A 23,856-nucleotide genomic window follows, 5' to 3' on the forward strand; every position below is an offset into this window, starting at 1 on the left:
GGTCCCACCTGACCCCATGCCGAACTCAGAAGTGAAACGCCGTAGCGCCGATGGTAGTGTGGGGTCTCCCCATGCGAGAGTAGGGAACTGCCAGGATCCTTTTAAAAAAGGCCACCTTTATAGGTGGCCTTTTTGCTTTTCTCTTTTTGTTCTAAGCTAAGCTGAAATTATTTCACCTACCTCTCGCATTGCTCGACAGGCTATTGCTCTCACGTTATATTGGCTATCTGGACGTCTAAATAGAGTTGAGGATTAAAGGTTATGCCGATTAAAGTGCCTGATGAGCTTCCTGCAGTGAATTTTTTGCGTAATGAAAACGTGTTTGTTATGACCGATACGCGTGCGCATCTCCAAAATATTCGCCCATTGAAGGTACTGATCCTAAACCTCATGCCGAAAAAAATTGAGACAGAAAATCAATTTTTACGTCTATTATCCAACTCTCCATTACAACTCGATATCCAGCTGCTACGTATTGATAATAGAGAGTCACGTAACACGCCTACAGAGCACCTCAATACCTTTTATCGTAACTTCGACGATATTAAAGATGAGAATTACGATGGCCTCATCGTGACCGGGGCCCCATTGGGCTTAGTCGATTTTGACGATGTCGCCTATTGGCCGCAGATCAGTGAGGTATTAAGTTGGGCGAAAAATCATGTAACATCAACACTTTGTGTATGTTGGGCGGTACAGGCGGCGTTAAATATTCTTTATGATGTTCCTAAACAAACATTGGAAGAGAAGATATCTGGGGTGTATGAGCATCTGAACTTAGAGCCTCATGCTTTACTGACTCGCGGTTTTGATGAAACCTTTCTAGCCCCACACTCCCGCTATGCCGCCTTCCCCGTCGAGACGATTGAAACGCATACTGATTTAGATATCTTAGCCAGCTCTGAGCAAGCAGGGGCCTATCTTATGGCCTCTCGAGATAAAAGATTAGTATTAGTGACGGGACATCCGGAATATGATGCGCATACCTTGGCGGCAGAATTTATTCGTGATACCGAAGCGTGTCTATCCCCAATCTTACCCGATAATTATTTCCCAGAGGATAACCCAGCAAATAAGCCTAAAGCGACATGGCGAAGTCATGGTCACTTACTCTTCGCTAACTGGCTCAATTATTATGTCTACCAAATCACGCCATTCGACTTGCGAGAGATGAATCCCACTTTAGATTAATCGGCTAAGACGCGGCGTTCTTAAGGGTGTTTGATCATAATTTTCGTCTACGCTTTTACGCATAATAGGAACGATAAAGCGGGACGAAATGCTTAGATTACTCAATCTATTGGCCGCAATAGCCCTACTTGTATGGGGTACTCAGATCGTACGGTCGGGAATAATGCGTGTCTTTGGCGCAGACTTACGACGCGTGCTAAGCCGCAGCGTGGAAAAAAAAGTCTTTCGCTTTTTTGGCGGGGATAGGGGTTACCGCTCTGGTGCAAAGCAGTAATGCGACGACGTTATTGGTCACTTCCTTTGTCGCCCAGAATCTCATGACTCTCACGCCAGCGCTCACGGTAATTCTTGGGGCGGATGTCGGTACCGCGCTAATGGCTAGGGTGCTGACCTACGACCTCTCCTGGTTATCACCATTATTTATCTTTATCGGCGTGATGCTTTTTATTAGCCGCAGACAGACGCGAGTTGGTCAGATTGGCCATACACTTATCGGCCTCGGCCTAATCCTGCTTGCTCTACAATTAATTGTCGAAGCCTCTCGTCCTATCACCCATGCCGCTGGAGTACAGGTATTATTCTCTTCATTGACCGGGGATATATTACTGGATGCACTGGTTGGTGCATTCTTTGCAATGGTCAGCTCTTCCAGCTTGGCTGCGGTTCTAATTACTGCAACGCTCACCGCGACAGATGTGATTGCCCTAAAAGTGGCTCTGTGCTTGGTGGTTGGCGCAAATATTGGTAGTGGCATTCAAGCGCTACTGAATAGCGGCAAGGCGAGTGTAGAAAGCAAGCAAGTCGCATTGGGAAGCTTACTCTTTAAACTAATGGGCGCTGTAGTGGTATTGCCTTTTATCGGTATTTTTGCACACCAACTCGATAAACTAACCGTATCGAGCGCCGATTTAGTGATCTTATTCCACGTTTTTTATAACGTGGTACGGTGTTTGCTGTTACTGCCTTTAACAGAGAAAATGGCACAATTATGTCAGCGCTGGATCCTGGCGAACGATAACGAATCTGAAAAATTTTCGACAGGATACTTGGAACGCGCAGCGCTCGATACGCCTTCCCTTGCGCTGGTCAATGCCGCTAGAGAAACGCTGCGTACGGGAGATATCATTGAAAAGATGATGGTAAGCCTTAAGCACGCTTTCCAAGGACAGCAAGGCGAAGAGAAGGCGGTTACCCGTTATGACGACCAAGTGGATGCCCTATATACCGGAATCAAACTCTATCTCGCGCAAATCCCCAGAGAAGAGCTTCAAGAACAAGAGTCTGAACGTAGGGCGGAAATCTTTAATACGGCCGTTAACTTGGAACAAGCAGGGGATATTCTCGAGACGATGACGGTGGATATCGCAGCGAAATCACTGGCCAAGCAAAAACCCTTTTTCACTGAAGGTTTAGAAGAGCTAAAAACCTTATACGATAATCTACTGGAAAACTTACAGCTTAGTCTCTCTGTCTTTATCGCCCGTGATCTGGATGCAGCACGGCGGTTACGTCGATCTAAGCATCGTTTTCGTCGGCTGACACAGCGTTACTCATTGACCCATGTTGAGCGACTATCGCACCAAAATAAACAGAGCCTTGCAACCAGTTCTCTACATTTAGGGTTATTAGGAGAGATGAAAAGATTGAATTCCCTATTTTGCTCAGTGGCCTATGGTGTACTGGATCAGCGTGAGGCGGAAGAAGAATAAAAGGAAGGCTCGACAGCAAAAGTTATCGAGCCTAAGAAAGACCTAGGAAGTTTTCTTACCTGACCAATAACCGGATAATAATGATCCGGAAATATTATGCCAGACCGAGAAAAGCGCGCCAGGTAATGCCGCCAAAGGTGAGAAATAGAGCTTACCTAAGGTTGCGGCGAGTCCAGAATTTTGCATCCCCACTTCAAGGGCAAGGGTACGACAGACCGACTCATCAAAGCCGAAGAGTTTCCCTCCCCAATATCCCGCCATCAGACCGATCGCATTGTGCAGTACTACGGCGATCATGACGGTTAATCCCACGCTTGAGACATAGTGTTGGCTTCCGGCCACGACCGCCGCGATGATCAGTAAAATAGCGACCATTGAAAGCGTGGGTAAATAGGGCTCAATCCGGTCAACGAGTTTTTTACAGCTATGATGCACAACCAATCCAAGGCTGATAGGGATCAGCACAATCTTGACGATACTCCACAACATAGCAGCAACATCAACGTGAATATGGGTATCGACATACAACCGCGTCAATAATGGGGTTGCTACCACACCGACTAACGCCGAAACCGAAGAGATGGTCACCGATAAGGCGACGTCTCCCTTGGCTAAATAAATCATCACATTTGACGCAGTACCGCTCGCGACACTGCCGACCAATATCATCCCGGCAGCGAGATCTGCGGGCATATGCATGACTTTAGCTAACCCATACGCGGCCGCAGGCATGACAAGGTAGTGCAGGAAAGTCCCTGCCAAAACGGGTGCAGGTCGCTTCAATACCCGACGGAAGTCGTCGAAACTTAACGTGACACCCATCCCGAACATAATCAGCATCAAAAGCTCGCTGACCCAAGGGCCTATTGCGGTAAAGCCAGACGGCCGCCAATAGGCGACCGCAGATAATGCTACTGCCCATAACGGAAATAACCGTGTCACCATGGCTAACATCACTTATCTTCCTTATTCAAAGAGATGTCGGTGCAGGGTTTGTACCGCCGCTTCCGCATCCTTACTCGGCAGCAAGAAACAGAGATTATGTTCACTCGCACCATAACAGATTAAACGTAGGTTAAAAGGAGATAACACACCAAAGACTTCCTTTCCGACCCCTGGAGATTGCGAGAGTTGATTCCCAATCAGTGCCACTAACGATAAATCTTCCTCAACTTCCACACGACATAAAGCCGATAACTCAGTGAGTAATGCTTGGGTTAACAGTCCCCGTGCTTGGCCACTGGTATCAGTAGTATCTAAGGTTAAGGCGATACTGACTTCTGAAGTGGTAATCAAATCAACCGAAATATGGTGGCGAGCGAGGACGGCGAAAACCTCCGCTAAGAACCCACGCGCATGCAGCATCTTTAAACTATGTAGGGTCAATAACGTTTGGCGTCGGCGCAGCGTCAAGGCTCTAAATAGCGGTTTCTCATTGGTTTCCGGGTAGACGAAAGTCCCGCCATCATTGGGGGCTTTGCTCGAGCCAACGAATACCGGAATATTGTTGCGTACGGCAGGAAGAAGCGTAGCGGGGTGAAGAACTTTCGCGCCAAAGGTTGCCATTTCAGCGGCTTCTTCGAACGAGATCTCTGCGATACGTTTCGCGGTAGGGACCACTCGAGGGTCAGTAGAGAAAATACCTGTCACATCCGTCCAAATATCGATACGACCAGCGTGTAAGGCCTCACCGAGTAGAGCGGCAGTGTAGTCACTCCCGCCTCGGCCTAGCGTAGTGGTACGACCTTTTTCTTCACTACCGATAAACCCTTGGGTAATGACAAGATTATCGTTGAGGAGTGGGGCAAGATAGTGTGTCGCCAGTTCACCTACGGTCTTAAGCTCAGGTTCTGCGCTCCCGAAACGGTCGCTGGTACGCATGACTTTACGGACATCAAACCACTTCACGGCGACCTCTCGTTCACGGATAAGTTCGGTGAACAACAGTGTCGACATCAGCTCACCATGGCTGACGAGTTCATCGGTAAGTGCTAAAGATGTCGCAAGCGAGGCAGCTTCCGATAACGTAGTGATACTTTCGAGGATGCGGTCGATTTCATCACGGACAACCTCGGCGCTACGCAGATTATCGACAATTGCATACTGAATACGACGGACTTCATCGAGTAAAAAAGCCCGGCGAGCGGTCTCTTGACCTGAGGCAAGCTCTACCAAAATATTGGTGATACTGGCAGATGCCGAGAGAACAACAAGCTTAACGTCTGGATGACTGAGTACAATATCGGCACTGCGGGACATTGCATCGAAATCAGCAACACTGGTGCCACCGAATTTTGCCACAATGAATGTGGATTGGGACATGCTTAACACCCTCGATTCTAAAAATAAATAAAACTTACATTTTTAGGTGAGGGGTGAAGATACAGTCTACCTGTTCTCTACTCAGAAGCCCCCCACCTAACGTCATTCACATCAATTGATGTATTGGTGACAACTCAAGGGATTCAGCCCCTGTAGCCGACAAATAAACACTCCGCATGTTTACCGTCTCGGCGTCACTCCCCCTGATATGCCGTCATTGAATACGGATTCTCTGACATACTGCCTGGGTGACGCGCCTCTTCTGATGCAACGATAAAACGCCGCTAAGTACAAATATCGTTTAATACCGATGCTGTCAACGCTAGATCGCCTATCGCAGAAATTAATTAGTAAAGTTTTAGTATGACTCGGTTACTCGGTATTCTCTTCGCAACCCAATAGCACCTCCTAGCAAATCTTCTTGGGTCGGACGTTCTAGAGTAAGTGAGAATCAGGAGGCATCCGAGTGGCAAGGCTATGGTTATCTCACTCATTTTCGTTCAAGATGGGAACGATTGCACCGGAGTGTTAAATTTCAACCCAAACATTGACGCGATACTGGTTAACAGCGCGTGTATTGTGTTTAAGTCGACAGTTTATTAACTAACTAAGAGTGTTGTTATGAAAAATATTAACCCTACACAAACAGCAGCATGGAAAGCCTTAGAACAGCATTTTCAAACGATCAACGAAACCGACATTGCCTCACTATTTGCTCAAGACCCGCAACGCTTTACTCATTTTTCGACAACCTTTGAAGATCAAATCCTCGTCGACTACTCCAAAAACCGTATCACCCAAGAGACCTTAGATAAGCTATTAAGCTTGGCTAAAGAGTGCGATTTATCTGGCGCGATCAAGTCGATGTTTGCGGGTGAGAAAATTAACCGTACCGAAGACCGTGCCGTTCTTCACATTGCTCTACGTAATCGTAGCAATACGCCAATTAAGGTGGATGGCAAAGACGTCATGCCAGAAGTAAACGCGGTACTGGAAAAAATGAAACAATTTTCAGCGCGTATTATCAGTGGTGAATGGAAAGGTTATACCGGTAAAGCGATTACTGATGTGGTCAACATCGGTATCGGTGGATCTGACTTAGGTCCTTATATGGTCACTGAAGCGTTAAAGCCCTATAAAAACCACCTATCAATGCATTTTGTGTCGAATGTCGATGGAACTCATATTGCCGAGACGCTGAAACCCCTTAATCCAGAAACCACACTCTTTCTGGTCGCCTCGAAAACCTTTACCACGCAAGAAACCATGACGAACGCTCACAGTGCGCGTGACTGGTTCTTGGCGAAAGCCGGTGATGAGCAGCACGTAGCCAAACACTTTGCCGCGCTATCAACCAACAGCTCAGCGGTCAGTGAGTTCGGGATTGATACCGATAATATGTTTGAGTTTTGGGACTGGGTAGGGGGTCGTTATTCACTCTGGTCTGCGATCGGTCTATCCATCGCGCTCTCCATTGGCTTTGATAACTTCGAGCAGCTGTTATCGGGGGCTCATGCGATGGATAATTACTTCGTTCAAACGCCATTGGAGAAAAACTTACCGGTCACCTTGGCATTGATTGGTCTGTGGTATAACAACTTCTTCGGTGCTGAGACGGAGGCTATTCTTCCTTATGATCAGTATCTTCACCGTTTTGCTGCCTATTTCCAGCAAGGTAATATGGAATCCAACGGTAAATACGTCGACCGTGATGGACACCCTGTCGATTACCAGACCGGCCCGATTATTTGGGGAGAGCCGGGCACCAATGGCCAACACGCTTTCTACCAATTGATCCACCAAGGGACCAAAATGATCCCGTGCGATTTTATCGCCCCTGCCGTGACACATAATCCATTAAGTGATCATCATGATAAATTGCTCTCTAACTTCTTCGCACAAACGGAAGCTCTGGCTTTTGGTAAATCGAAAGAAGCGGTAGAGAAAGAGTTCACGGATGCAGGAAAATCGGCACAAGACGTTGCACACATCGTTCCGTTCAAAGTGTTTGAGGGCAATCGTCCAACCAACTCCATCTTACTGAAAGAGATTACGCCTTATAGCCTCGGTGCGTTAATTGCGATGTATGAGCACAAAATCTTTACCCAAGGCGCAATTCTCAATATCTTCACCTTCGATCAGTGGGGGGTTGAGCTAGGAAAACAACTTGCTAACCGCATCCTGCCTGAATTAAAAGTTGAGGATAAGATCGAATCGCATGATAGCTCTACAAATGGGTTAATCAACCAATACAAATCTTGGCGCTAAGCCGAGACAGCGTTATACAGAAAGCGGCGATTATGCCGCTTTTTTTTTATTTTCTGAGAAAAAACGGAAGTTATTGAGATATCTGTCACATTAAAGCATTATTATTTTAGCTCTCCTATTATAAAAATGAGTAAAAATAATGAATGATCAAGTTGTTACACCAAAAATTCCACGAGCGATTGCTAACCTTTTACAGTGGATATTGAATATCGGTCTGATCGTATTAGCTGCAATTTTAGCGGTCTTTTTGGGAAAAGAGACGGTTAACTTAGTGACCGTATTGTTTCATCGTGGCGAGGAGCAATCGGCTTACTTGTTGATTGAAGGGATCGTTATCTATTTCCTCTATTTCGAGTTTATCGCGCTAATCATCAAGTATTTCTTATCGGGTTATCACTTTCCCTTACGCTACTTTATCTACATCGGTATTACCGCGATTGTTCGTCTAATTATTGTTGACCATAAAAACCCAATGGACACGCTGATCTATTCTGCAGCTATCTTGGTGTTGGTGGTGACACTTTGGTTGGCGAATAGTCGACGCTTAAAAAGAGAGTAGTGGTAAGTTCGCGCGCATCTGCAGAAGATACACTCATACTCTGTTATGATTAGCGACATTGCCTAGAAGAATACGGAAGCGTTTCATGCATGACGTCTCGGTACAGCGATTACTGACCCATCAATTTCGTGCCCTCAATGAAGCCGAATGTGCCCCAGATATTTATTCATGGCTGGTGGATGAAACTTCAATGACGGCACGATTAGCAGCGTATTGTCAGAAACTAGAGGTTAGTATCGTTAAAGAAGGATTTTTTTCTGAACATTCGCTGACGACCGAGGAGCATGGCTTAGTCGTTGGTCACGCTAAGGACGCGCGATTTTGGTTGCGAGAAGTACAACTGGTGGCAGACGGAGAACCTTGGCTTGCCGGAAGAACAGTTATTCCTGAAAGCAGTTTACAAGGCCCAGAAGCCTCTTTGATGGCGTTAGGCACTCGGCCACTAGGACATTATTTATTTCAATCTTCGTCATTATGTCGCGATTTTTTAACTCCGGGCATTATGAGTGGATTATGGGCGAGACGTTCCCTGCTTCGCCTGGCAGGTAAACCGCTATTACTGACAGAAATATTTTTACCCGCCTCACCACTTTATCCGCCATTGGCCAAAGGATCTTTACCGTGCACTCTGCAACCCCTTCAAAAATAAAAACTTACCTGCAATTAATGCGGCTGGATAAGCCTATCGGTACACTTCTGTTACTTTGGCCAACCTTTTGGGCCTTGTGGCTATCGGGAATGTCTTTTCCGCCACTTTCGGTTCTTATTGTATTTACCTTAGGTGTTATCTTCATGCGGGCGGCGGGTTGTGTGGTGAATGACTATGCTGATCGGAATATTGATGGGCACGTAGAGAGAACTAAACATCGCCCTTTAGCCAGCGGTCGAGTGACGGCTAAGGAAGCGAAAGGTTTATTTATCGTTTTAGTGTTGTGCTCATTTCTACTCGTGCTCACCATGAATCGTATGACGATCTTGCTCTCAGTCGGTGGTGTGATCCTGGCCTCAATTTATCCCTTTATGAAGCGCTATACCCATCTGCCACAAGTTGTTTTGGGAGCGGCTTTTGGGTGGGCAATACCGATGTCATGGGCAGCCGTCACGGAAACACTTCCTAGCGTATGCTGGTTACTGTTCTTTGCCAATATCTGCTGGACCGTCGCTTACGATACGCAATACGCAATGGTCGATCGTAATGATGATCTTAAGATTGGTGTAAAATCGACGGCCATCCTCTTTGGTAGACATGATCGGTCGATCATTGGATTATTGCAGTTCAGTACTTTATTGTTGCTAGGATTAGTTGGCCGGTCACTTCACCTAAATAGCTTCTATTACGGTGGCTTGGTCATCGCCGCGATACTTTTTGTGTGGCAGCAGAAACTTATCTATCATCGCGAGCGTGGGGACTGTTTCCAAGCTTTCTTGAATAATAATTATGTCGGGCTAGTGATTTTTGCCGGGGTAATTTTGAATACCCTGCCGTTTATCGATTTGATGTAGGACTGCTAGCGGTAAAAAGGCGACCAATCGGTCGCCTTTTTTGATCGCTTTCTAGCTACTTTCAGGGAGAAGATTATCTGAATTTTCGATCGTCTGCCTAACATCCCGATTCATCAAGTCGAGTAGGAGGTTACGCATCACGATGGTTTTATCGATATCCGCATCATCTCGGTCGCTGATATAGCCTTCATCACGTAGGGTTAATACCAAACCAGTAAATACCGCCTTATCAAAAAACTCGGGTGCGTTTATACCATGTAGAACGGATAAGCGCTGGGCGAGCGTTCGACTCTCTTTTTCAAGGGTACCACGATTGATGGTAGGCTTCGCGCTGAGGATCGTAAAGGTTATGGCATAACGCTGTAGCGTTTCACGCACACCCGCTGCGAGAAGCTGTAAGGTACGATATTTCTGAGAGGAAGTCGCCGCAATCACACCTTCTGATTCGGTAATCAACGCTTGTCGACATAATTCATCAAGTAAACGCTTAATCTCTGGCTCAAGTTGCTCATCACTCCAATGTAAGAAAAGCTCACGCTTAAGCATTGGATAAATCAGTTTAACTTGCTTCAGTAACTCAGCATAGGTCAGCGACTTATGTTGCAGTATGATACTGGACAGCAACGAAGGTAAGACCAGAAGGTGATGAATATTATTACGATAATAGGTCATTAGGACTGCTTGCTCACGAGGCAGTACAATGATTTCGCCTAAGGTATCTTGCTCAATTGAAAATTTGTTCATTTCAAGAGCATGATCGAGAAGCTGCTGTGGGGTCATATCAGGCAGCGTCGATTCTGACGAATAAGGAACATTACGTAACAGCTCGCTATAGCAGCTAAGTTGATCAAGCAACTGCTCACGGGTTAGGGAGCGCTGACGAGACGCTAATAGCGCGGTGACGCAAAGGTTCATCGCATTCGCCGCCCCAGCGTTATTAATGCGGGTCATGACTCGTTCCGCAATATCGTTCACTGCTGGGGTTAACCACGTTGGGCGTTGCACTTCAATAGGGTCAATATCATCGCGCCAATTTGGAACATGCTGGTTGAGATAGGCATTGAGCGGCAAAGGTTCGCCAAAGTTAACAAAGCCTTCGCCGAGATTACGCAGCTTTCTTAGCCCACGGACCATCTGTAAGAAGCCTTCTTTTTCCTTAGCCGCCCCTCTTAATTCTTTGGCGTAAGTCGCGACTTCCATCACATGCTCATAGCCAATATAAATCGGCACTAAGGTGATAGGGCGATTGGTTCCGCGTAACATGGCTTGTAGGGTCATGGTCAGCGTGCCGGTCTTAGGATCTAACAAGCGACCTGTCCGAGAGCGTCCGCCTTCGACAAAATATTCAACCGAATAGCCGCGGCTAAATAACTCACCGAGATATTCACGGAAAACGGTAGAATAGAGTTTATTCCCCTTAAAGGTCCGGCGAATGAAGAAAGCACCTAAATGACGGAAGATCGGTCCGGCTGGCCAGAAGTTCAGGTTTATACCGGCTGCGATATGGGGTGGAACAAGGCCTTGGTGGTACAGGACATAGGAGAGGAGTAGGTAGTCCATATGGCTGCGGTGGCACGGCACGTAGACCAGCTCATGCCCATCTTGTGCCAATTGGCGAACTCGCTCGCCGCCGTTTACGGTAATGCCTTTATATAATCGGCTCCATAACCAGCTCATCACGCGGTCAGTAATCCGAATGGCTTCATAACTGAAATCAGCCGCAATCTCTTCCATCATCTCGACCGCGTTCTTCTGCGCTTCATCATGAGAGATTTTTTTAGTGCGAGCTTCGTCCTCGACCGCTTTCGCAATAGCCGGAGATTGAAGAAGCTTGGTAAACAGTTGTTGGCGAGCAGGTAAACTTGGGCCTACCGCGGCTAGCCGTTGGCGAGCAAAATGGATATGAGCAACACGCGCTAATTTTTGCGCAATCGACTTATCGGTGCCATGTTCGTCGGCCATCTGACGCATTGAGACTTTAGCGGAGAAGCGTACAAAGCTATCACGACCCAACCACAGCACCGCAAACAGTTTTTGTAATCCGTTCAATTCGCGCAAAGACGGCCCCGGTTCACCGTTAATTTCACGGGCGGGTGCACGGCCAAACATCACTGAAACAGGAACAAGTTGGACATCTAATGCAGGATTATTTTTATGCAGATCAAGATAGTCATGGAAAATTTTCACTGACTCTTGATTCGGAGTAAAAGAGGGGAAGACACGGGGTCCATCATGCATAAAAACGTAACGAGGTAATAGTACGCCATCTATCTCTATCGGGATTAACGGATCGGGCAGATCATGCTTCAAGCATTGCGTCCGTAATGCGAGCAAATCCGTTTTGGAATCGTAAGGGAAAACGTACATAATAGGACGCGTTGAGTCGAGACCCAATTCAGTGACTGGATCTCCAGGGATTACCCGACTTTTAACGAGAAAAGAGAGGGGTAAGTTTAATAACTTATAAAGTAAATCACGCCAACCTGACATAGTTGAATTCATAGCCTCTTAAATGAGCAAAGCATAATTATCATAACAGAAACGTTTGCGAAGATCTGTCCAGTAAATATGTAATATCGGGCTGCATCACAGCACTTTAGGGAGAAAAGGATTAATGACTAACCAAGTTACCGGGTTGCGTCGTATTATTAACGCAGCAGGTTATTCATGGAAAGGTTATAAAGCCGCCTGGCGGCACGAGGCAGCTTTCAGGCAAGAAACTATTCTTGGGATTATTGGCACGCTTGTCGCGTTGCTACTTCCGGTATCCCTTCTTGCCAAACTCGTCCTTATCGGCTCAATGGTATTAGTGATTATTGTTGAACTCCTAAACAGTGCGATCGAAGCCGTGGTCGATCGTTTCGGGGAGGAGTGGCATACGCTCTGCGGCCGCGCCAAAGATATGGGATCAGCGGCGGTACTGCTCGCACTGCTTTGGTCATTAGTGGTCTGGGTAGCCTTACTCATTGAGAGTTGGCACTATTATTTCCCCTAAACCGCACCAATTTATCCGTGATGCTGGTTTCTATTTAGAAAATACCTGTATATACTCACAGAGACTGTATAAACAACCAGGGGGTCGGATGAAAGCGTTAACAGCAAGGCAACAGCAGGTTTATGACCTGATTCGTGATCATATTAACCAGACTGGTATGCCTCCGACCCGAGCAGAAATTGCTTCGCAACTCGGTTTTCGTTCGCCTAACGCGGCTGAAGAACACTTAAAAGCGCTCGCTCGTAAGGGCGTGATTGAAATTGTCTCAGGGGCTTCGCGGGGGCTGCGCTTATTATTGGAAGAGCCGGAAGTTGAAGGCCTGCCGTTAATCGGTCGTGTTGCAGCGGGTGAACCAATCCTTGCGCAAGAACATATTGAAAGTCACTATCACGTCGATCCCGCATTATTTAAACCCAATGCGGACTTTTTACTGCGCGTGAGTGGAATGTCGATGAAAGATATCGGCATCATGGACGGCGACCTGCTCGCCGTTCATAAAACTCAAGAAGTGCGTAACGGACAAGTGGTCGTGGCTCGTATCGACGATGAAGTGACGGTAAAACGTTGGAAAAAAGAGGGAAGCACGGTCCACCTTCTGCCTGAAAACAGTGAGTTCAGCCCAATTGTCGTCGACACCCGCCAACAGAGTCTAATGGTTGAAGGGTTAGCGGTCGGTATTATTCGTAATGGCGAGTGGCTATAGGTAATACTTGATGCTGAGAGGATTCACGGCAACGGATAAAAAACTGTGGCAACTCGCGGTGCCGATGATCCTTTCCAATATCTCAGTCCCACTCCTGGGACTGGTCGATACTATGGTTATCGGGCACTTAAGCAGTGAAGTCTACTTAGCAGGCGTGGCGATTGGCAGTAGCGCGACCAGTTTCGTATTCATGTTGTTTTTGTTCCTGAGAATGGGCACAACAGGGATGACGGCGCAGGCGTGGGGAGAAAAAAATCAGCAGAAATTAGTGCAAGCTTTTTTCCAGCCGATGATCTTGGCATTAGGCGTAGGCATTATCTTTGCGTTATTCCATCAGCCGATCACTGAGCTAATACTAAGTATGATGGGCACTCAGCACGCAACTCACCATCAAGCCACTCTTTTCCTTTCTATCCGCTGGCTCAGCGCCCCGGCCACCTTGGCAAATATGGTCATCCTAGGTTGGTTGTTGGGCGTACAATATGCTAAAGCGCCATTAATTCTGCTGATTGGGGGAAACACGGTAAACATTGTTTTGGAATTACTCTTTGTTCTGCACTGGCACTATGCGGTGAGTGGCGCTGCTTGGGCAACTGTCATCGCAGAATATGCTAGCCTAGTGTTAGGGCTCTATTTAGTCTGGCGGGCATCACAACAGCGTAACCTATCACTTATCCCGCGGATGTCTCATTTAAGTCAGGGGTTAGCCCGGTTTTTTCGCCTCAATCGTGATATTTTATTACGTTCATTACTCCTACAGCTTTGTCTGATCAGCTTCACCATTATTGGCGCGCGATTAGGAACCACTATCGTCGCCGTTAATGCGATTCTATTGATGTTTTTAACCTTCACGTCCTACGCGTTGGATGGTTTTGCCTATGCCGTCGAATCTGTTGCGGGTGAAGCCTTTGGTGAGCGAAATGCCCACTCATTAACCGCAATATGGCACTCGGCCTGTAAGCAAGCGATGGCCGTAGCACTAGTATTCAGTGGCATTTATGCATTCTTCGGCCAAAATATCATACAGCTTCTGACCTCGATTCCCGCTTTACAGCAAGGGGCTAGCCACTACCTATTTTGGCAGGCGATTTGTCCGCTAGTGGGGGTTGGCTGTTACCTACTTGATGGCTTATTTGTGGGTGCAACGCGTGGTCGGGAAATGAGAAATAGTATGCTGATCGCGGCGATCGGCTTTGCGCTAACGTTATTATCCGTACCATGGATAGGTAATCATGGTCTCTGGTTGGCGTTAATGATGTTTTTGGCGCTGCGCGGGATCACGTTAGGTTATGCATGGCGCCAACACCAGCGACAAAACAGCTGGTTTGATCTCAGTCGATAGCTAGGCACGGCCCGCTTTACGCTTAGGTTCAACCACGTTGTGATGGTCATGGTGACAATGTTCAGGGTCTTCACATTGTAGAATGGCACTACACTGCTGGCATAATCCGTGGGCTTCAATAATGCTATGACGAAGCGTAAAGCCCGCTTCAGTCGATTGCTCGATTATCCATTTCTCGACCCCTTCCGCTGGTTTTTCAGTGACCGAAGCACATTGGTCACACACCAACAGCATCGAGGTGTGAGAAGGGTGATCGAAATGCGGACACACGACATAACTATTATTCGATTCAACACGGTGAATAAAAGCCTGTTCCAGCAAAAAGTCCAAAGCTCTATAAACGGTGGGCGGTTTCGCTTGAGGTTCACTGATGCGTAATTTATCCAGAAGATCGTAAGCGCTGATCGCGTGCGGATGCTCAATCATTAAACGCAAAACTTCTGCGCGCTGCGCGGTTAATCGAACACCACGCTGAATGCACAGTTTCTCAGCCTCAGCGATTATCTTCTTGGCAGAACATGGCTGCATAAAAACGCCTCAATCGTTAAATTCATTGTCTGGATTCTAACACATATCTTCGTTGAAGCGCAGAACATGCCTTCTGCTTGAACAGCTGGGGTAACAGGTGAACATTATAATAAAAATTGTAGGGTAAGTGTTGGCGGTATATCGTGATAAGCCGTATTCGAGCCGGGGAGTTATCGGTCATCTATGATTTTAGCGATGAATTTTAACGAGCAAGCGAAGCATAATTTTTTTCAGAACGATGAGTAATCCTAGCCGTTTATTCATTCTCTGGGCGTCGATGAAAATGCCGGGTTTGAGTCATCGCCAAATCGCCACGCTGTGTGGATTAAGCCTCTTCGAAGTGTTAGTGATCCTCAAACAGTATTGGATTAGAAGGTCATATTCCTTTACCTAACGCAATTATTGGTATAGCTGACCCGTATCGGGCAGGAAAACAAAACGGCGGACGAATCTCAGCAGTTAATGGCCTAAAAATCACACTAGATAGAGAGGTTGATTTCACGGCAGGTGACCGACTCATTCTTAACCTACCTGACGGAACCTCACAGACTCGCACCATTTCCAGTATTGCCGCAGATAAGAAAACACTCACCGTTAACACAGCTTATAATACTGAGCCTGTTCCCGGGGCGGTGTGGATTATCGATAGTGACAATCTAGCGGCTCAACAATTTCGGGTAACCTCGATTACGGATAATGACGACGGCACTTTTACTGTCGCCGCTGTCCAGTATGACCCGAACAAGTTCCGCTACATTGACGACGGGGTGAAAATCCAACCGGCACCCGTGACGGTTACACCAACCAGTGTGATGAGTGCGCCACAAAATATCGTGGTCACTGAAACTGACCATATCGCCCAAGGTGTCACGGTAGCAACACTGCAAGCAGCATGGGATAAGGTAGACGGGGCAATAAACTACACCGCACAGTGGCGCAAAGATAACGGCGACTGGGTGAATGTTGGCTTGACCAGTGCGCAGGGATTCTCTGTGCAAGGCATCTATGCCGGCGTTTATGATGTCCGTGTGCGGGCAATCAACGCCGCCGACGTATCCTCGCCATGGGGTTATGCGCAGGGTGTGGCGTTATCCGGTAAAGTCGGCAAGCCCGGCACACCTGTTAACCTACTCGCTACGGATGACGTGGTGTGGAATATCGACCTAACATGGGCGTTCCCTGATGGCTCGGGTGATACCGCGTACACTGAATTACAGGTTGCGACGACTGCTGACGGGCAAAATCCTCAACTGCTCACGCTAGTTCCTTATCCGAGTAGCAATTATCAGCACGGACCAATGCCCGCCGGTGTACGCCGTTGGTATCGCGCAAGGATAATCGACAAAATCGGCAATAAAGGAGATTGGACGGCGTTCGTTGAAGGTCAATCGAGCATTGATGCCTCTGAACTACTCGGCGATATTACTAACCAAGTGTTACAAAGCGAGGCGGGCAAACAGCTAACTGCCAAGATTGACACGAGCATTGAAGGTATCCTGCAAAATGCTCTGGATAATAATGCGATTGTCGATCATCAAATGGTGGTGAATGGACAGAATCGCGCTGACATTATCTCGGTGAAAACCACTATCGCCGATAACGACCACGCTTATGCGCAGAAGTTTGACCAAATACAGGCAACTGTTGGCGAAAATACTGCGGCAATATCAGAGAAAGCAACCACGCAATTCTCAACCGATGGCACGGGTTCAGCTGTATTTAGCGTTAATGCTGGTGTGACCTATAAAGGGACTTATTACTCTGCCGGCATGTCTATCGGTGTGCAAGTTGCCGGTGATGGTGGAGTAAGTTCGCAAGTATTATTCCTTGCGGATAGGGTTGCGGTAATGAGCGAAGCCGGAGGCAAAACTTACTCACCTTTTGCAATACAGAATGGACAGGTAATTATCAGCCAAGCCTTGATCGGTGACGGTACGATCACCTCAGGAAAAATAGGGAGTTACTTACAATCTATTTCGTATGGTTCGAGTGGTGGTTGGCGTCTGAGTAAGGATGAAAATAACCTCACGGTTACTGATAGCAATAATTTACTCAGGGTTGAAATAGGGGAGCTTTCATAATGGCAGATTACGGATTTAGGTTCAGGGATGCCAATGGGGCAGTTACTTGTGAAACTGAAAGTGTTCTCTCGCAGGTTTTAGGCACCTTTCAGTTATCGGAAACTGTAAATTTCATGACTGGAGTCTCGAGTGGCTCCTTCTGGAAGCCACACGCTAATAATACAGGCAACATACCCTATAAATTTTCTGGCGTGATAAGTGGGCTAAATTTTGGCAATGGAACGCCATACATTTTTTTTCTACCCGCCTCAGTCACAAGTACTCAGTGGTCACCGGATGTGGTATTCAATGGAAATTCCATATCACTTACATGGCGCTGGGAAAATCTGTCGTGTATTGATGAATTAAATGATTCAACCTCAGACCTCATTGCAGTTTATGGTGTTTATAATGGCTAATTATGGGGCGAATATTTATAACTCTAAGGGTTATAAAATAGCGGGTATAGGGGTAGATATTCCTTTTACATTGAGGTCGTCAGGACAGATAACCGATGCAAATTTTACCAATTTTGACTCGGGGGTTGTTAACCCAGGTGGGGACGTAAGAGGGACAATATCTGTAGCTAGACCGGCAACTGAAGGATTCAATTCACCTATTATATTCTTCAAGCCTATTAATTCTACAAGTCGAGTTGGCGTTACTTCACTTGGCGGCATACAAGATAGAAGCCATAAAGACCATTGGCTGATATTTAAATGGTCAAATCTTTCTATCACTGGCCTTCAGTACTATATCTTCGATAGGTGGAATAATCCAAATACGGGTGACTATGGCATGCGTATAAGGGATGAGAAAAACACCGTAACATTTGACTCTAATTGGCCTCTAATGGATTTAAGGGATGTCATCTGGATGGAGACGGGCTTTCCAAACTGGGGCAGGATTTCTGGAGAGTCAAACGTTACCAATATTTCAACTAAAGCCACAGGAGATTTGGCTTTATCAGTACCAAACCCAAGAACCTACGCTTCAACTAGTTATGTATATTACACCGAGACTGGATGGGTGAATGGAAGTAATGTTCAAGTCTCTGTAGTTCCCTTTAGGATTAGTAGCGGTGGCGTTGGTAATCAGAATAATACTTATCTTAGAAGCTCAAGGACACAGGTGATGATTGCTAACGTTGCTCACCTCCCAAAGACATACAACCCAATCTCGTTCAGGGCGATATCTAGTTATGATTCAGCACAAATAGGTGGGTGATTTTAGCCCAAGTATATGAAGAACAACCCGCTTCAGCGGGTTTTTTATTACCCAAATTCAGGAGCCACACATGGCAGCAACTGGCACTATAGCGCTTAACGCAAATTCACTTACAGTCACTGGCTCAGGCACTAAATTCACCACAGAAGCACAGGTGGGCGGGGCGCTTGTAACCAATATCGGCAATGTTCCTTACACCTTTGTGATAGGCGCAATTAAGAGTGATACCTCGATTACCCTTACAGCTAATTATCAAGGCAGCAAAGTATCAGGGCAGTCATTCTCATTAATCGATCGCGGTGCATACACTGCCATTACCGCAGAACTAGGAGCAAGAACTGCGCAGGCTATCAGAGGACTTAATTACGACAAGGCAAACTGGCAGCAGATTTTGACTGGATCGGGAAATGTGACAGTTAACGTTCCAGATGGAAGCCAGTACACGGGGCCATCTTGGTTGTCGTTGGAAAACTCACTGAAAGATAAAGCTTCCAATGTGGATTTAGAAAAGGGGTTGGAAGGGAAGTTGAGTTTAAGCGGTGGAACATTGACTGGGGCACTACAAACCCTCGGCATAGAAATGCTGGGTAATACACCGTTTATCGATTTTCACTATAATAATGACTCTAGTGACTTTAACGTAAGATTAATAAACGATGCTACTGGTCTTCTTACGCTAAACGGAAATTTTAGAATTTTGAATTCTTTATATTTCGGAAGCTCTTCTCAAACTAGCATCCGTTATGCTGGTGGCTATCTTATTTTTGATGGTGGGCCAGCCTTTGCTGTCCACGGTTACAGATGTGTGGCAGGAAGAGGAGGTGCGTCTGGGTCAAATTCATTCAATTATTTTTGGACAGGAGGTGCTCTACAAGTCTGGATAGACACAACAAACATTGGAACAATGGCATTAAATGCTAACTCCGATAAAGAGCTAAAGGACGAAATTGAATACATCCCTTCAGATGAAACGTCTACTTCTTTGGAAGAGATCAACCAATGGAAGCCAGCCACTTTCAAATACAAGGGAAGAGGAATAATACCAGAATCTGATACTAAGCTAGGTTTTATAGCTAATGATTTAGTTTCTGTGTCACCGCAATGCGTAACTGGGGAAGGCCTACCTAATGACTACGACATTGTTAATGATCCAAATAACCCTAACGCTTATCAGCTAGACCAAGTAGCAATGATAGCCAAACTAACGATGGCTATTCAGGAGTTAGCAGCTAAAGTTGAAGCGTTAGAGAAAAAGTAATTCTCAGGCTACTTAAATCATAATGATAGTCCTTCTACTACAATTAGAATATTCCCTATTGTATAGAGGTAGACATGGCTTTCCCATCTCCCACAATAGATTGCGTTGAAACAGGATTCATCCCCGAAAAAATTATGTACAGATCAGAAGATTATAGAGTTATAATCTTCTGATGATCTTAGATCTAGAATTGATAATTTTTATAAAACTCTATTCTTTCATTGTAAGCTTTGACTAAACAAGCATTCTTATCGGTGTAAAATGCAAAGCTTTCTTTTTCATCTAGGTATGCCTCAGCTAGACACTCATCCTCTACAAACTCATCCCACTTCTTTTTAGATGAATTGATAGCGTTAAGGAATTCATTATAATTGTGAAATTCTTCTTTTTCGTTAGTTGCATTTTTTATCAGAGTATTGAATTGTTTTTCATACTCCTTTTTTTTATTTTCCGAAAGGTAAATCATACAGTTTTGCACCGCTGATGACATTGTTCTCTTATAGCAGCTATCTAACGTCTCATTTTTAAAAAAAACAATTTCATTTTCGGCAAAAACGCTCGCTGAAAATGTTATGGATAGTGCAAACATTATGTATTTTTTCATTTAATATTATTCTCTAGGTAAGGAATTCTTTTTCGTCCTAGTTCGTCTGATGATAGCTTACTTCTCTTATGTATTAGTTCTATCACTGCTTTTTTTGAATTTTTACCAAAAATTGGGATCATGTTAATTTCTAGTCGGCCTTGATATTTCATGTCGACTAAAACATCTTTTAGCGGTTGCTCTAATTCATTCCAAGGAACGCATTCATTATTCTTATGTTTATTGTAGAATTTCTCTGAGTCAATAACGTACTTTGGATACGTATTTTCGAAAAGCCTCAATTGTTGAATTTCTGTTATTTCTTCTATAGACCCTTTGTTTTTCTTGACAAAATTGCTAGCCAAACAATGACTTTTTGTTACTCCTTGAGCGATTTTTTTTGCTTTATCAAGCGGAATTCCGGACATTGTTAAATCTTTTATTACCTCACCCTCATTACGATTTTTTAAATCATATCCTCTTCCTATTGTGACTCCAGAAGCAAATTTATCACATTGTAATGAGTTTCCAGGCCAGTGAATCTTTCTCGAATAGTATATGCCACTCGGTACGTTATTTCCTTCTGCTAGGAAGGTAAGTAGACCTTGTTTGGGCTCCATGTATAAGCTCTCCTCTAATGATAGAAACCGAAAGAATAAACTTTATTGATTCAATTTATATATCATATATTTATTTTTATAACATTATTTATCAGCCTATTATGAACCTAGAATAATCGTTAACTTCAACACGCAAAGATAAAAAAATGGGGCGAACGTTTAGCCATTCGGAGGAGGAGATATTGTATCAGGTCAAAAATACTTGAATCTCGCTATTATTAAACCGTCATGAAATTCCTAAAAAAGCCCGCAAAATCAGTAATAATGCGGGCTCTTTTAGGAAGTGGAGTATCAAAAATGGATACCAACAGAATTATGATTTGGTCTGTATGATAGGGATTGGACCTTCTACCCCATAATACCCCATGATAGGTATCAATAAAACCAATCGTCGGCACTTTCCCAAGTGTTTTGTAGGGTGTTCTCCACAAATTTTTTTGCTTTATCTTTATCTGGGGCTCTAAGGACTGACAAACTGTCATTACTAGATGGTTTGACAATAACTTCTACATCAGGATAAACAATGCCTACTCTCTTTGTCATCTCGCGTTGTAAAGCCTCCAAAGATCCTACCGGCATCATTTTTACTTTATCTTTAGAAATTTTTATTTCAACAATCATTTTTCCATCTCCACACTAAAATTCAGCGCAATAGTACTGTATTCACATACAGTATCAATATTGAGGGGGAATTTTTATTTTTTCGAAATTTGATATTTATCATGCAGAGATTTAGGATAAAGCTCGGTATATACTTGCCAAAGCACGTTCAAAGACCTGTGTCCTGTAACTTGAGCTACTTCTTCAATACTAAATCCAGCTTCAAATAACCTACTGGCACCCTCTCTTCTTAAGTCATGATAACGAAGATCATCAATACCTAGTTTATTTCTAACTCTCTGAAATCCTGCAGAAACAGATCTTGAGTTGTAGGGGAATATAAGATCGCTAGTTTTAGGCTGCTTTTGAGCTATGTCCCAAGCATCGCCAAGTAAAGGGACAAGCATATGGTTCCCTGCCTTTTTCCTTGGGTCTTTCCTATCTCTTACAATAACTGCTTTCTGATTTTCATCAATATCGTCCCATCGGATCTTACATACTTCTCCAATTCTCATGCAGCTAAGGATAGAAAAATTAAGAATATCAACGAAAGGGATTTTTGCAGAAGCGTGATCACCTCTAGCCTCAAGACCAGCTAATAATTTATCTAATTCGTCACTTACAGGACGCCTACTGCGTCGTTTTGATTTTCCAATCAAACCCATTTGGAGGAGAATTGGCCTTGCATCTATAACAGGATTATTTGTGTAGTCGATACCGTAAACTGGTTTTGCTGACACAAGAACAGAAGATAGATAACTAACATCGTGATTAACCGTAGATGGACCCGCACCGGCTGCGCTTCTATGTCGACAGTGGTCAATAACATGGTTAGCTGAAAATTCAGTAAGCTTGATTTCAGAAATATCGCAGTCCAACAACATATTCAGTACATAACGTTTTGTCCTACCTGATTTACCACCAAGATTAGGATCATTAATATAGCGCTTTAATAAGCCACCGACTGTAATTTTGTTTGAGTCGTTGGCAACAGGCACCCCATTTGTTTCTAAATCGGATACCCTGCTGGCACCCCACGTTTTTGCATGAGCCTGTTTACTGAACGTTCGGTTCTCCCTGTATACATATTTACCACCTTCTTTAACACCTACGGTGCATCGATATCTCAAAGTACCATCGGCCCGTTGACGTTTTTCTATGCTATAGTAAGCCATGATTTTCCTCTGCCTTTGCTCAGCACCCCATTTGCTAGGGGTGCTGTTGGGGGTGCTGACAAAGAAAAAATACGACAAAATGATAAAAAATGCACGAAAATAAAGAATTAAACAAACCTAGTTGTAGCAGCTTAATTAGCGGTGCAACGCCACTTTATCCCAGTAATCGTTTTTCCGTTGCCCCGATGCTCGATTGGACCGATCGCCACTGTCGCTATTTTTTACGACAACTGACACAACACAGTCTGTTGTATACCGAAATGGTGACCACTGGTGCGATTATCCATGGTAAAGGCGATTATTTGGCTTACAGTGACGAGGAGCATCCGGTTTGTCTGCAACTTGGAGGCAGTGATCCGCACGATCTCGCCCATGCGGCGCGTCTTGCCGAAGCCCGTGGTTATGATGAAATTAACTTAAATGTTGGATGTCCTTCTGACCGAGTACAAAATGGTCGCTTTGGTGCCTGTCTGATGGCCGATGCTACGTTGGTAGCGGAGGGGATTAAGGCGATGAAAGATGCGGTTTCTATTCCCGTAACGGTTAAAACACGTATCGGTATTGATGAGCAAGACAGCTATGCGTTTCTCTGTGATTTTATTGGCACTGTGGCTGACCGTGGCGAGTGCGATACTTTCATTATCCATGCCCGTAAGGCATGGTTATCAGGGCTAAGCCCTAAACAAAATCGAGAGATCCCGCCACTAGATTATCCGCGAGTGTATCAGCTGAAGCAGGATTTCCCGCAGCTTACACTGGCGATAAACGGGGGGATTAAAACGATCGAAGAAGCTAAAGAACATCTGAATCATGTCGATGGTGTGATGATCGGCCGCGAAGCCTATCAAAATCCAGGCATGTTAGTGGATATAGATCGCCAACTGTTCGGTTCTACGACGCCGAGTGTCGATTGTGTGGCGGCGGTTGAGGCGATGTACCCCTACATTGAAAAAGAGTTAGCGCAGGGGACTTACTTGGGGCATATCACTCGCCATATGTTAGGCCTATTCCAAGGTATCCCGGGATCACGTCAATGGCGACGCCATTTAAGTGAGAACGCCCACAAAGCAGGGGCGGATGTCTCGGTGTTAGAACAAGCCTTGGCTAAAGTCTCACAGCAATACCGAGAAAGTGTGAGTTAAGTTAAGTTTTTCTTAATTGAATTCTGTAATGATGTTGGGTAAGCGCTTGTGTATTCATGTGCCCTGTAACC

The 23,856-nt window shown here is 45.2% G+C and carries 21 protein-coding genes, 1 rRNA gene, 1 pseudogene and 1 riboswitch; of the genes and pseudogenes, 15 read left to right on the plus strand and 8 right to left on the minus strand.

The genetic code is table 11. The features are described 5' to 3' along the window. From rrf to BMX14_RS15315, 3 genes and pseudogenes are all read left to right on the plus strand, one after another. Positions 1-96 (plus strand): 5S ribosomal RNA (gene rrf / locus BMX14_RS15305); the annotation flags it as partial. Positions 97-261: 165 nt separating this feature from the next. Continuing rightward, positions 262-1,191 (plus strand): homoserine O-acetyltransferase MetA, encoded by a 930-nt coding sequence (gene metA / locus BMX14_RS15310; RefSeq protein WP_092678270.1) that lies wholly within the window; start codon positions 262-264, stop codon positions 1,189-1,191. 88 nt (positions 1,192-1,279) lie between these two features. After that, positions 1,280-2,900: pseudogene (locus tag BMX14_RS15315) on the plus strand (Na/Pi cotransporter family protein). A gap of 42 nt (positions 2,901-2,942) precedes the next feature. On the opposite strand, the gene panS reads toward BMX14_RS15315, so the two are convergent. Together panS and lysC are read right to left on the minus strand one after the other, a co-directional pair. Next, positions 2,943-3,854: a ketopantoate/pantoate/pantothenate transporter PanS gene (gene panS / locus BMX14_RS15320; RefSeq protein ID WP_092678272.1), complete on the minus strand. Its 912-nt coding sequence runs from the start codon at positions 3,852-3,854 to the stop codon at positions 2,943-2,945. A gap of 12 nt (positions 3,855-3,866) precedes the next feature. Beyond that, a complete protein-coding gene (gene lysC, locus BMX14_RS15325) occupies positions 3,867-5,222 on the minus strand; it encodes a lysine-sensitive aspartokinase 3 (RefSeq protein ID WP_092678274.1) in 1,356 nt (451 codons plus the stop codon). Positions 5,223-5,299: 77 nt separating this feature from the next. After that, positions 5,300-5,492, minus strand: a riboswitch (Lysine riboswitch). A gap of 351 nt (positions 5,493-5,843) precedes the next feature. Between lysC and pgi the strand changes: the two genes are divergently transcribed. From pgi to ubiA, 4 genes are all read left to right on the plus strand, one after another. Next, positions 5,844-7,490 (plus strand): glucose-6-phosphate isomerase, encoded by a 1,647-nt coding sequence (gene pgi, locus BMX14_RS15330; protein WP_092678276.1) that lies wholly within the window; start codon positions 5,844-5,846, stop codon positions 7,488-7,490. Positions 7,491-7,629: 139 nt separating this feature from the next. Beyond that, positions 7,630-8,049: a phosphate-starvation-inducible protein PsiE gene (gene psiE, locus BMX14_RS15335; protein ID WP_092678278.1), complete on the plus strand. Its 420-nt coding sequence runs from the start codon at positions 7,630-7,632 to the stop codon at positions 8,047-8,049. A gap of 85 nt (positions 8,050-8,134) precedes the next feature. Then, on the plus strand, positions 8,135-8,698 hold the full coding sequence (gene ubiC, locus BMX14_RS15340) for a chorismate lyase (protein ID WP_092678280.1): 564 nt from the start codon (positions 8,135-8,137) through the stop codon (positions 8,696-8,698). Next, positions 8,671-9,552, plus strand: coding sequence for a 4-hydroxybenzoate octaprenyltransferase (gene ubiA / locus BMX14_RS15345; RefSeq protein ID WP_092678282.1), 882 nt, complete (start codon positions 8,671-8,673; stop codon positions 9,550-9,552). Before ubiC ends, ubiA begins: the two co-directional genes overlap by 28 nt. A 51-nt stretch (positions 9,553-9,603) precedes the next feature. Here ubiA and plsB read toward each other — a convergent pair whose 3' ends face one another. Then, positions 9,604-12,042 carry a glycerol-3-phosphate 1-O-acyltransferase PlsB gene (gene plsB, locus BMX14_RS15350; protein ID WP_092678284.1) on the minus strand — a complete coding sequence of 813 codons (2,439 nt, stop codon included), beginning with the start codon at positions 12,040-12,042 and terminating at the stop codon, positions 9,604-9,606. A gap of 124 nt (positions 12,043-12,166) precedes the next feature. Between plsB and BMX14_RS15355 the strand changes: the two genes are divergently transcribed. The 3 genes from BMX14_RS15355 (at position 12,167) to dinF (ending at position 14,592) form a co-directional block, all read left to right on the plus strand. Beyond that, entirely contained in the window at positions 12,167-12,547 is a 381-nt protein-coding gene (locus BMX14_RS15355) for a diacylglycerol kinase (protein WP_092678286.1), read from the plus strand. Positions 12,548-12,635: 88 nt separating this feature from the next. Next, entirely contained in the window at positions 12,636-13,250 is a 615-nt protein-coding gene (lexA, locus tag BMX14_RS15360; RefSeq protein ID WP_092678288.1) for a transcriptional repressor LexA, read from the plus strand. Positions 13,251-13,263: 13 nt separating this feature from the next. After that, positions 13,264-14,592: an MATE family efflux transporter DinF gene (gene dinF, locus BMX14_RS15365; protein WP_092678354.1), complete on the plus strand. Its 1,329-nt coding sequence runs from the start codon at positions 13,264-13,266 to the stop codon at positions 14,590-14,592. Here dinF and zur read toward each other — a convergent pair whose 3' ends face one another. Beyond that, positions 14,593-15,120, minus strand: coding sequence for a zinc uptake transcriptional repressor Zur (gene zur / locus BMX14_RS15370; RefSeq protein WP_092678290.1), 528 nt, complete (start codon positions 15,118-15,120; stop codon positions 14,593-14,595). It abuts the gene before it with no gap. A gap of 632 nt (positions 15,121-15,752) precedes the next feature. Here zur and BMX14_RS15375 point away from each other — a divergent pair. From BMX14_RS15375 to BMX14_RS15390, 4 genes are all read left to right on the plus strand, one after another. Continuing rightward, positions 15,753-17,201 (plus strand): phage tail tip fiber protein, encoded by a 1,449-nt coding sequence (locus BMX14_RS15375; protein ID WP_230527534.1) that lies wholly within the window; start codon positions 15,753-15,755, stop codon positions 17,199-17,201. Beyond that, complete coding sequence (locus BMX14_RS15380; RefSeq protein WP_092678293.1) at positions 17,201-17,599, plus strand: hypothetical protein; 399 nt, start codon at positions 17,201-17,203, stop codon at positions 17,597-17,599. The genes BMX14_RS15375 and BMX14_RS15380 overlap by 1 nt, the downstream gene beginning before the upstream one ends. Then, on the plus strand, positions 17,592-18,407 hold the full coding sequence (locus tag BMX14_RS15385; RefSeq protein ID WP_092678295.1) for a hypothetical protein: 816 nt from the start codon (positions 17,592-17,594) through the stop codon (positions 18,405-18,407). The genes BMX14_RS15380 and BMX14_RS15385 overlap by 8 nt, the downstream gene beginning before the upstream one ends. Positions 18,408-18,477: 70 nt before the next feature. After that, positions 18,478-19,665: a tail fiber domain-containing protein gene (locus BMX14_RS15390; protein WP_092678297.1), complete on the plus strand. Its 1,188-nt coding sequence runs from the start codon at positions 18,478-18,480 to the stop codon at positions 19,663-19,665. A gap of 184 nt (positions 19,666-19,849) precedes the next feature. Here BMX14_RS15390 and BMX14_RS15395 read toward each other — a convergent pair whose 3' ends face one another. The 4 genes from BMX14_RS15395 to BMX14_RS15410 form a co-directional block, all read right to left on the minus strand. Then, positions 19,850-20,269: a DUF1311 domain-containing protein gene (locus BMX14_RS15395; protein ID WP_092678299.1), complete on the minus strand. Its 420-nt coding sequence runs from the start codon at positions 20,267-20,269 to the stop codon at positions 19,850-19,852. Continuing rightward, entirely contained in the window at positions 20,266-20,868 is a 603-nt protein-coding gene (locus tag BMX14_RS15400; protein WP_092678301.1) for a pesticin C-terminus-like muramidase, read from the minus strand. Before BMX14_RS15400 ends, BMX14_RS15395 begins: the two co-directional genes overlap by 4 nt. 375 nt (positions 20,869-21,243) lie before the next feature. After that, positions 21,244-21,489 (minus strand): DinI-like family protein, encoded by a 246-nt coding sequence (locus BMX14_RS15405; protein WP_092678303.1) that lies wholly within the window; start codon positions 21,487-21,489, stop codon positions 21,244-21,246. A 74-nt stretch (positions 21,490-21,563) separates the two neighbouring features. Continuing rightward, complete coding sequence (locus tag BMX14_RS15410) at positions 21,564-22,643, minus strand: tyrosine-type recombinase/integrase (protein ID WP_092678305.1); 1,080 nt, start codon at positions 22,641-22,643, stop codon at positions 21,564-21,566. Positions 22,644-22,732: 89 nt separating this feature from the next. On the opposite strand from BMX14_RS15410, the gene dusA reads away from it, so the two are divergent. Further along, positions 22,733-23,785: a tRNA dihydrouridine(20/20a) synthase DusA gene (dusA, locus tag BMX14_RS15415; protein ID WP_092678307.1), complete on the plus strand. Its 1,053-nt coding sequence runs from the start codon at positions 22,733-22,735 to the stop codon at positions 23,783-23,785. Positions 23,786-23,856 lie beyond the last annotated feature (71 nt).

This window comes from Rosenbergiella nectarea (assembly GCF_900111105.1).
In the GTDB taxonomy this organism is placed as follows: domain Bacteria; phylum Pseudomonadota; class Gammaproteobacteria; order Enterobacterales; family Enterobacteriaceae; genus Rosenbergiella; species Rosenbergiella nectarea.